Below are 9567 nucleotides of genomic sequence, written 5' to 3' on the forward strand. Positions count from 1 at the left end.
ATGACCTCGATCCAGTGGAGCGACGGCGCTCCCATCTACCGGCAGCTGAAGGAGCGGGTCATCGCGATGATGCTCGACGGCGTGCTCAAGCCCGGCGACGCCCTGCCATCGGTGCGGCAGGTGGCGGCGGAATACCAGCTCAATCCGATCACCGTCTCGCGCGCCTATCAGGAGTTGGCGGACGAGGCACTTGTCGAAAAACGCAGGGGACTAGGGATGTTCGTAACCGACGAGGCGTCGAAGAAACTGCTGGCCACCGAGCGCGAGCGCTTCCTCAACGAGGAATGGCCGCAGGTGCTCGAACGCATCCAGCGCCTGGGGCTGGCGATGGAAGAGCTGCTCCGGCCGATCCGCAACGGAGGTGAAAAGTGAGCACTGCGCATCCCACCGACCTGGTCGTCAGCGCGCGCGGCCTGCGCAAGGCCTACCGCAACACCCTGGCGCTCGACGAGACCCGGTTCGACATTCCGGCCGGCCGGATCGTGGGCCTGATCGGACCCAACGGCGCCGGCAAGACCACCGCGCTCAAGGCCATGCTCGGCCTGATCCCGTTCGACGGCGACCTGAAGGTGCTCGGCCGCGACCCCCGCAGCGAGCGCGACGAACTGATGAACGATGTCTGCTTCATCGCCGACGTCGCGGTGCTGCCGCGCTGGATCCGGGTACGCGAGACGATCGAGTTCGTGGCCGGAGTGCACCCCCGCTTCGACCGGACCCGCTGCGAACGTTTCCTGGCCAACACCCAGCTCAAGCCGAATTCCAGGATCCGGGAACTGTCCAAGGGCATGATCGTGCAGCTGCACCTGGCCCTGGTGATGGCGATCGATGCCCGCCTGCTGGTGCTCGACGAGCCGACCCTGGGCCTGGACATCCTCTACCGCAAGGAGTTCTACCAGCGCCTGCTCGAGGACTACTTCGACGAGCAGAAGACCATCGTCATCACCACCCACCAGGTCGAGGAGATCGAACACATCCTCACCGACGTGCTGTTCATCCGCAGCGGCAGGATCGTACTGGATGCGTCGATGGACGAGCTCGGGGGGCGCTTCACCGAAGTCCTGGTCGACGCCGGCCAGGCCGAGGCGGCGCGCGCCCTGGGCCCGATCGACGAGCGCGCCCTGCCCTTCGGCAAGACCGTGATGCTCTTCGACGGGGTCACGCCGGGAGCGCTCTCGGCCTTCGGCGAGACCCGCACCCCCGGCCTGGCCGACCTGTTCGTCGCCACGATGAAAGGAACCTACGCATGAACGCCACCACCGACACCCTGACCGGCGACGCCGGCGCGGCGCCGCCGGCAGGCTACAAGCCGCATCCCGTGCACCGCTTCACGCTGCTGCTCAGGCGCGAGCTGTGGGAGCACAAGGGCGGGTTCTTCTGGGCGCCGGTGGTCACCGGCGCGATCATCGCGGTGCTCAGCCTGCTCGGCACCATCACCAGTTCGGTGCTGTTCCAGCGCGCCAAGGCCGCCGGCGCCATCGAATGGGACGGCATGGAGATCAACGGCGCCCACGGCATCGAGGCGGCGCGCGAGGTCTTCGGTTTCGCCGGCGACGTCACCCTGCTCACCGGCGTCGGCCTGACTTCGGCGGTGCTGGTGTTCGTGGTGTTCTTCTACGCCCTGGGATCGCTGTACGACGAACGCAAGGACCGCAGCGTGCTGTTCTGGAAGTCGCTGCCGGTCTCGGACGCACAGACGGTGCTGTCGAAGGCCATGTGGGCGCTGCTGCTGGCGCCGGCGGTCGCGGTCGGCGTGGGCTTGGCGATCGGCTTCGTGATGTGGCTGATCTCGGCCGCCGGCATGATCGCGAACGGCATCCCCGGCGGCAGCGCGATCTTCACCGAATCGCACCCGTTCCGGGTGCTGGCCAACGTGCTGCTGGCGCTGCCGGTCTACGTGTTCTGGGCCCTGCCCACCGTGGGCTGGCTGATGTTCTGCTCGGCGTGGGCGCGCAGCAAGCCGTTCCTGTGGGCGGTCCTGGTGCCGGTGCTCGGCTGCACCCTGATCAGCTGGCTGGGCTCGCTGCCCGGGGTGACGATCGCCCACGACAAGGTCTGGTACACCGTCGCCTTCCGCGGGCTGCTCAGCATCGTCCCCGGCAGCTGGTACCTCAACGGCGAGGTCTCGCCGGACAACGCCTCGCAGATCGACGGTCCCGAGGACCTGGCGCTGGCGATCGACTTCACCAGCAGCTGGCAGGCCTTCGCCACGCTCGACCTGTGGATCGGCGCGGTGCTGGGTGCGGCGCTGATCTACGGCGCGATCCAGCTGCGGCGGCGGCGCGAACTGACCGACTGACCGATCGCGGGCGCGGCCGCCGCCGCGCCCGGCATCCGAACCCGAGGAGAGCACCATGAAGACGATCGCCTTCGCCCTGCTGCTGGCCGTCCCGGCCGCGGCGCACGCCCAGGACCGCCCCTGCCGGGAATCCGAGCCGCGCGATCTGCAGCTCGATCTGGCAGGGGTCAGGACCGTGATGTTCGACATCGGCCCGAACCGGCTCGGGCTCGACGCGGCGCCCGGCGCCGACGGCCGGATCTCCGGGCGCGCCTGCGCCTCCAGCGCCGCCCGGCTGCAGGAACTGCGGCTGACCCAGGAACGCGACGGCGACCGGCTGCTGGTGCGCGCCGGGCGCGACGGCGGCGGCATCCTGTCCTTCGGCGGCTCCTATGCCTACCTCGATCTTTCCGGAACGATTCCCGACGACGTACTGGTGCAGCTGAAGGTGGGCTCCGGCGACGCCCGGCTGGCCGGCGCCGCGAGGATGAGCGCCGACGTCGGTTCCGGCGACGTCGAGGCCAGCGGGATCCGCGGCCTGGCGACCGCCAAGGTCGGCTCCGGGGACATCATGCTCGACGAGATCGGCGCGCTGCAGGTGCTGTCGATCGGCTCGGGCGATCTGGAGGCGCGCAGCGTGCGCGGCGACGTCGAGGTGGGCGCCATCGGCTCGGGCGACTTCGAGCTCCGCCGGCGGCGACGTCGAGATCGGATCGATCGGCTCGGGGGACGCGCAGCTGGAGGACGTTGCCGGCGGCGTCGCGGTCGGCTCGATCGGCTCGGGCGACCTCGAGGTGGCGAACGTCCGGGGCGACCTGACCGTGCGCTCCAAGGGCAGCGGCTCGGTACACCATGACGGCGTCGCCGGCGTGGTCGACGTCCCCCGCCGCTGAGGGAGCGCCCCATGCCGAACCGCATCCGCCACCTCGCCGCCGCCTGCCTCGTGCTGGCGCTCGCGGCCTGCACCCCGCCCACCACCATCAACGTCGACGGCGCACGGGTCAGCGTGCGCGGCGATGGCTCGGTGCAACTGCGCGCCCCCGATGGCGGCCGCGCGGCGATCGCCGCCGACGGCGCCCTCACGATCGACGGCGAGCCCGTGGAGGTGGACGCGCAGCAGCAGGCGCTGCTGCGCGACTACCGCGACGACCTCGCCGGCGTGCGCCAGGCGGCGCTGGACATCGCCGGCCAGGGCGTCGCGCTGGGCGGCAAGGCCGTGACCGAGGCGCTGAAGGGCGTGCTGAGCGGCGATCCCTCGGACATCGAGCAGCGGATCGACGCGGAGGCGGCCACGATCGAGGCCGAGGCCGAGAAGCTGGAGGCCCGCGCCGAGCGGCTGAAGACGCGCCAGCGCGAGATCGCCCGCCAGCTGCCGCGGCTGCGGCCCTACCTGATCGAGGACGGTGCGGAGCTGGCCGAAGCGCTCACCGACGGCGAGGCCAGCTGAGCCGAGCTCAGCCGCGCCCGCCGGGGATCCCGCCGCGGGTCAGCGCGGTGGCGTCGAGGAGGCGCCGCAGCTCGGTTTCCGACAGCCCGCTGTCCTCGATCGCGACGTCCAGCACCGGCCGGTTCTCGGCATAGGCGCGCTTGGCGATCGCCGCACCCTTCTCGTAGCCGATCACCGGATTGAGCGCGGTGACCAGGATCGGGTTGCGGTCGAGCGCCGCGGCGACGCTGTCCCGACGGACCTTCAGCCCGGCGATCGCGCTGTCGGCGAGCAGGCGCGACACGCTGCCCAGCAGCTTGATCGAGTCGAGCAGATTGGCGGCGATCAGCGGCAGCATCACGTTGAGCTGGAAGTTGCCGCTCTGCCCGGCCACGGTGATCGCGGTGTGGTGGCCCATGACCTGCGCGCAGGCCATGCAGGTCGCCTCGGGAATCACCGGGTTGACCTTGCCGGGCATGATCGAACTGCCCGGCTGCAGCGCCGGCAGCTCGATCTCGCCCAGTCCCGCCAGCGGGCCCGAGTTCATCCAGCGCAGGTCGTTGGCGATCTTCATCAGCGCCACCGCCAGCACGTTGAGCTGGCCCGACAGCTCCACCGCGTCGTCCTGCGCGGCGATCCCCTCGAAGCGGTCCGCGGCGCTCTCGAACCTGCTCCCGGTGGCCTTGGACAGCAGCGCCGCGACGCGCTTGCCGAAGCGCGGGTCGGCATTGATGCCGGTGCCGATGGCGGTGCCGCCCAGCGGCAGCCGCCGCAGCCGCTTCAGGCTGTCCTCGACGCGCGCCTGCGCGGAGGACAGCTGCGACGACCATGCGCCGAACTCCTGGGCCAAGGTCAGCGGCATCGCGTCCATCAGGTGGGTGCGCCCGGTCTTGACCACCCGGCCGAGCCGGCGCGCCTGGCGGTCGATGGTGCGGCGCAGATGGCGGATGGCCGGCACCAGATCCTCGACCACGCCCAGCTGGGCCGAGACCCGGATCGCGGTCGGGATCACGTCGTTGGAGCTCTGGCCCAGGTTGACGTGGTCGTTGGGATGCACCGCCCGCCGGGCGGTGGAGGCCAGCGTGGCGATCACCTCGTTGGCGTTCATGTTGGACGAGGTGCCCGAGCCGGTCTGGTAGACATCGACCGGAAAATGCGCATCGTGCCCGCCACCGGCGACTTCGCGGGCCGCCCGGGCCACCGCCCGGGCGATGTCCTTGGGCAGCAGCTCCAGACCGGCGTTGGCCTCGGCCGCGGCGGCCTTGATCAGGCCCAGCGCGCGGATGAACCCGCGCGGCATCGCCTGGCCGGACACCGGGAAGTTCTGCAGCGCCCGCTGGGTCTGCGCGCCCCACAGCGCGTCTGCGGGCACCTGCAGTTCGCCCATGCTGTCGCGTTCGGTGCGCTGGCGCGGGGTCGGTGGCGTGGACATGTCGCTCTCCGTGACGGGCCGCGGGCAGTCTAGCCCGCCTGCCGTGGCCGCGATGTGCGCAGCGGCGTAGACTCCGCGCCTTGTTCAACACCCCGGGTCCCCTCCATGCCAGGCGCTCCCCTGCCCGTTGCGGCCACAGCGGCCGAATCCGGCCTCCTCGCCCTGTCCCCGCTCGACGGCCGCTACGCCGCCAAGGTCGATGCGTTGCGGCCGGTGTTCTCCGAGTACGGGCTGATCCGCGCACGGGTGAGGGTGGAGGTGGAATGGCTGCTGGCGCTGGCGGCGCATCCCGGGATCGCGGAACTGCCCGCCTTCGACGCCAGCCAGGACGCCAAGCTGCGCGGCCTGGCGGATGGCTTCTCGGTGGCCGATGCCGCGCGGGTCAAGGAGATCGAGCGCACCACCAACCACGACGTCAAGGCGGTGGAGTACTTCATCAAGGAGCGGCTGCAGAGCGAATCGGACCTGGCGCCCGCGCTCGAGTTCGTGCACTTCGCCTGCACCAGCGAGGACATCAACAACCTCTCCTACGCCCTGATGCTCGACGACGCGCGCCAGCACGTGCTGCTGCCCCGGCTCGACGCCCTGATCGAGCGGCTGCGCGAGATGGCCCACCGGCACGCGGGCCTGGCGATGCTCTCGCGCACCCACGGCCAGACCGCGTCGCCGACCACCCTGGGCAAGGAGCTGGCCAACGTGGCGGCACGGCTGCAGCGCCAGGGCGAAACCCTTGCCGCGGCGCGCATGCCGGGCAAGATCAACGGCGCGGTGGGCAACTACAACGCCCACCTCGCCGCCTACCCGGAGTTCGACTGGCACGGGTTCGCGGAGCGCTTCGTGCACTCGCTGGGGCTCGACTGGCAGCCCTACACCACCCAGATCGAGCCGCACGACGGCATCGCCGAGCTGTGCGATGCGCAGCGCCGCATCGACACGGTCTGCATCGACCTGTGCCGCGACCTGTGGGGCTACATTTCGCTGGGCTACTTCCGCCAGGCGCTGAAGGAAGGCGAGGTCGGCAGCTCGACCATGCCGCACAAGGTCAACCCGATCGACTTCGAGAACGCCGAGGGCAACTTCGGCGTCGCCAACGCGCTGTTCGAGCACTTCTCCGCCAAACTGCCGGTCAGCCGCTGGCAGCGCGATCTGACCGATTCGACGGTGCTGCGCGGCCTCGGCACCGCGTTCGGCCACGCCCTGGTCGGGCTCGACGCGCTGCTGCGCGGGCTGGACAAGCTCAGCGTCGACCCGCAGCGGCTGCAGGCCGATCTCGACGGCGCCTGGGAGGTCCTTGCCGAGGCGGTGCAGACGGTGATGCGCCGGTACGGTCTGCCCAGCCCCTACGAACAGCTCAAGGCGCTGACCCGCGGCCAGGGCATCGACGCCGCCGCGATGCGCGGCTTCATCGGGTCGCTGGCGCTGCCCGAGGCCGAGAAGCAGCGGCTGCTCGCGCTCACCCCGGGCACCTACACCGGCCTGGCCGAACGCCTCGCGCGGGAGGTCTGAACGGATGCGGCTGCTGCTCAACATCGACGTGGACGACCTGGCCGGGGCGGAGCGCTTCTACTGCGCCGCGTTCGGGCTGACGCCGGCGCGGCGCCTCGGCAGCGAGGTGCTGGAGCTGGCCGGTGCCGAGGTCCCGGTATTCCTGTTGTGCAACGCCGCCGGCAGCGCCGCGGTCGGCGACACCCGGCGCGATTATCGCCGCCACTGGACGCCGCTGCACTGCGACGTGGTGGTCGAAGACGTCGAGGCGGCGCTGGATCGCGCGCGCGCCGCCGGGGCGCGCCAGGAAGGGGAGATCCGCAGCGCGGCCTATGGCCGGATCGTGCAGCTCGCCGATCCGTACGGCCACGGCTGGTGCCTCATCCAGTTCCAGGGCCGCGGCTACGACGAGATCGCGGCGCCCCCCGCCCCTGCCGCGGAGTAGCTCCCCCCCCCAGGTCGCCCGGCCCCCGCGCCATGCCTTCACGGCCACGGGCGCTCCTGCGGTCCGGAGCACGGCGCCGGGCAGCTGCGGCCGCGTGCAGGCAGCGCAAGCCAGAACGACCGCTCGCCGGGCGACCGCGGCCCGCCACCTAGGGTCGCCCCCGGCTGGCCGCACCGCTCCGGGCGCGCTATGACTGGCCCGGATTCCACCGCGGAGCGCCGCCATGGCCCTCGATGTCGGCAACATCATCGGCAGCGTCCGCGAGGCGGCCGCCAGGGTGGTCGAGCAGCTGCGCCAGCCTCCGCCGCCGATGGGCCCGGAACAGATCGCCGCGCGCGCCGATGCCGCCACCGTCGATCCGCAGCAGCGCGAGCTGCTGGTCGCCGGCTACACCCGCGCCCAGGAGCAGGGCGACGGCGCGCTGTGGCGGCAGACCGACAACCTGGCCACCCTGTACCACGATCGCGAAGTGCTGGCGCTCAGCCGCGCGATCGCGCCCGACGACGCGGTCCCGGACGGCTGGACCCGCGCGACCCCCGCGCAACTCGCGCAATACGGCATTCGCGAGGCCGACCTGCGCCCCACCGGCGACGACAGCGGCTTCCGCGCGGAACTCTTCATTCCCGACCCCGAGGTCCACGGCCCCGACGCGCGGCCGGTGCTGCAGTTCGAGGGCACCAACTTCGGCGACCTCGCCGACGTCAACGCCGACGTCGCCCAGGCGATGGGCAACGCGGAGGCGTTCTACAACCAGGCCTTGGACATCGCCACTCGCGTCAACCAGGCCAGCGGCGGCCAGGTGATCTTCAGCGGCCACTCGCTGGGCGGCGGCCTGGCGACCGCGGCCGCGCTCGCCACCGGCGCCGACGCCGTGGTCTCCAATCCGGCCGGCGTGCACCCGGACACCGTCGCCGAAGCGCTGGCCGAGCGCGGCCTGGCGTTCGACGACGCCGACCGCAACGTCACCACCTACGCGGTGGACGGCGACGTGCTGACCGAGCTGCAGGACGCCACCGCCGGGCTGAACAGCCAGAACGCCGATTCGCTGGCGGCGATCCTGAACGGGCTCGGCCACGGCCTGAACGCCTGGCAGGACGATGTCCGCTTCCCGACCGACGTCACCGGCACCCAGGTGCGCGAACTGCCCGATGCCGTCGGCGACGTGGTCACCCTCGACGCGCGCCACGAGGACGGCAGCGGGCGCGACGACGTCATCGCCCTGGGCGAGATCGTCGAGGACATCAACGGCCGGGTGGAATCGATGCCGCTGAACGACTTCGGCGAACTGGTGGATGGCGGCGCGAACTGGGTCGACGGGGCGACCGGGCTGGTGCGGGACGTCGCCAACACCGCCGGCGACGGCCTGGGCTGGTTGAGCGACCGGCTGCCCGATGGCGGCCTGCTCGGCGGCCTGGGCGGCGTGGTGTCCGGCGGCGGCGACGCGGTCGGCACCGTGGGCGACTGGATCGAGGCGGGCGGCGACTTCACCCGCGATGCGCTGGAGGGCGTCGAGACGGTCGCCTCGGTGGCGGTCAGCGCCGCCGACGGCGAGGTCCGCGGCAGCATGCTCGAGATGGTCGAGCGGCACAGCTTCGGCGTGTTCGACGACTCCCTGGGAGCGGAGATAGGAGACCGCGAGCAGGCGCTGAGCGACCAACTCGGCTGAGCGCGGCGTTCATGCGGCGATGACGGGCCCGCCGCCAGGCTGCCGCGCATGATCCCGTGCCGCCGGTACGCGCCTGCCATACTGGCTTCGGCCATGCTGATGGCCCTGCCCGCCTGCCAGGGCCAGGCCACCGCGGACCGTGCAGCAGGTTCGACCCGCCAGACAGGAGCGGACATGCGCGAGCTGCCCGACATCGGTGCCCACTTCAGTGGCGAGACCCTCGCCCTGGCCCGCGCAACAGCGGGCGACGGCGGCGACGTCGCGGCGCTGGTCGCGGCCGGGGCCGACCCGAACGCGGTCTCGCCGGGCGGACTTCCGCTCGCGGTCTGGCCGGTGCTCACCGACAGCCCCGCCGGTGCCGCGGCGCTGCTCGAGGCCGGCGCCGACCCCAACCGCACGGTCCCGGGGGCGGGCAGCGTGATGGTGTGGGCGGCACGGGCCGGCTCGCCCGAGGTCCTGGCGGCCTTCCTCGACCACGGCGGCGATCCGGATGCCCGCGACCCGGACGGGGTCCCCCTGCTCAAGCTGGCGGCGCTCGCCGGCCGCTGGCCGAACGTGCAGCTGCTGGTGGAGCGCGGTGCCGATGTCGATGCCCATCCGCCGGGCGTTCCCGGCGACACCGTGCTCGGCTACTACAGCGCCGGCCAGTTCGACAAGGCGCACTGGCTGCTCGAGCACGGTGCCGATCCCGGCCACCGGATCGAGGACGCACCGGTGGCCGCACGCATCGGTGCGCAGCCGGTGGTCGAGAACGTGTACTGGTGGCCGGTGCAGGCTGGCAGGTTCCCGGAGCTGGCGCGCTGGCAGCAGCGCTGCCAGGCGCTGCTGGCGGCGCGCG

At 72.0% G+C, this 9567-nt stretch carries 9 protein-coding genes and 1 pseudogene; 9 read left to right on the top strand and 1 reads right to left on the bottom strand.

Going from position 1 to position 9567, the window contains the following annotated elements; translation table 11 throughout:
- From QFW77_RS09380 to QFW77_RS09400, 5 genes and pseudogenes are all read left to right on the top strand, one after another.
- Positions 1–372, top strand: a complete 372-nt coding sequence (locus QFW77_RS09380) for a GntR family transcriptional regulator (protein ID WP_280574316.1) — start codon at positions 1–3, stop codon at positions 370–372.
- A complete protein-coding gene (locus tag QFW77_RS09385; protein ID WP_280574317.1) occupies positions 369–1247 on the top strand; it encodes an ABC transporter ATP-binding protein in 879 nt (292 codons plus the stop codon). Before QFW77_RS09380 ends, QFW77_RS09385 begins: the two co-directional genes overlap by 4 nt.
- Entirely contained in the window at positions 1244–2296 is a 1053-nt protein-coding gene (locus QFW77_RS09390; RefSeq protein WP_280574318.1) for an ABC transporter permease, read from the top strand. Before QFW77_RS09385 ends, QFW77_RS09390 begins: the two co-directional genes overlap by 4 nt.
- A gap of 55 nt (positions 2297–2351) precedes the next feature.
- A pseudogene (locus tag QFW77_RS09395) lies at positions 2352–3168 on the top strand (DUF4097 family beta strand repeat-containing protein).
- Between the two features lie 11 nt (positions 3169–3179).
- Complete coding sequence (locus QFW77_RS09400; RefSeq protein WP_280574320.1) at positions 3180–3722, top strand: DUF2884 family protein; 543 nt, start codon at positions 3180–3182, stop codon at positions 3720–3722.
- 7 nt (positions 3723–3729) lie between these two features.
- On the opposite strand, the gene QFW77_RS09405 is transcribed toward QFW77_RS09400, so the two are convergent.
- Positions 3730–5133, bottom strand: coding sequence for a class II fumarate hydratase (locus QFW77_RS09405; protein ID WP_280574321.1), 1404 nt, complete (start codon positions 5131–5133; stop codon positions 3730–3732).
- Positions 5134–5238: 105 nt separating this feature from the next.
- Here QFW77_RS09405 and purB point away from each other — a divergent pair, with 105 nt between their 5' ends.
- The 4 genes from purB to QFW77_RS09425 form a co-directional block, all read left to right on the top strand.
- Entirely contained in the window at positions 5239–6639 is a 1401-nt protein-coding gene (gene purB / locus QFW77_RS09410; RefSeq protein WP_280574333.1) for an adenylosuccinate lyase, read from the top strand.
- A gap of 4 nt (positions 6640–6643) precedes the next feature.
- Positions 6644–7063 (top strand): VOC family protein, encoded by a 420-nt coding sequence (locus QFW77_RS09415; RefSeq protein WP_280574334.1) that lies wholly within the window; start codon positions 6644–6646, stop codon positions 7061–7063.
- Between the two features lie 223 nt (positions 7064–7286).
- Positions 7287–8729, top strand: a complete 1443-nt coding sequence (locus QFW77_RS09420) for a Tle-like phospholipase domain-containing protein (RefSeq protein WP_280574336.1) — start codon at positions 7287–7289, stop codon at positions 8727–8729.
- Between the two features lie 174 nt (positions 8730–8903).
- The coding region (locus tag QFW77_RS09425; RefSeq protein WP_280574338.1) for an ankyrin repeat domain-containing protein at positions 8904–9567 on the top strand (664 nt) is incomplete at its 3' end.

Source organism: Luteimonas endophytica (assembly GCF_029887875.1).
Classification (GTDB): Bacteria; Pseudomonadota; Gammaproteobacteria; order Xanthomonadales; family Xanthomonadaceae; genus Luteimonas; species Luteimonas endophytica.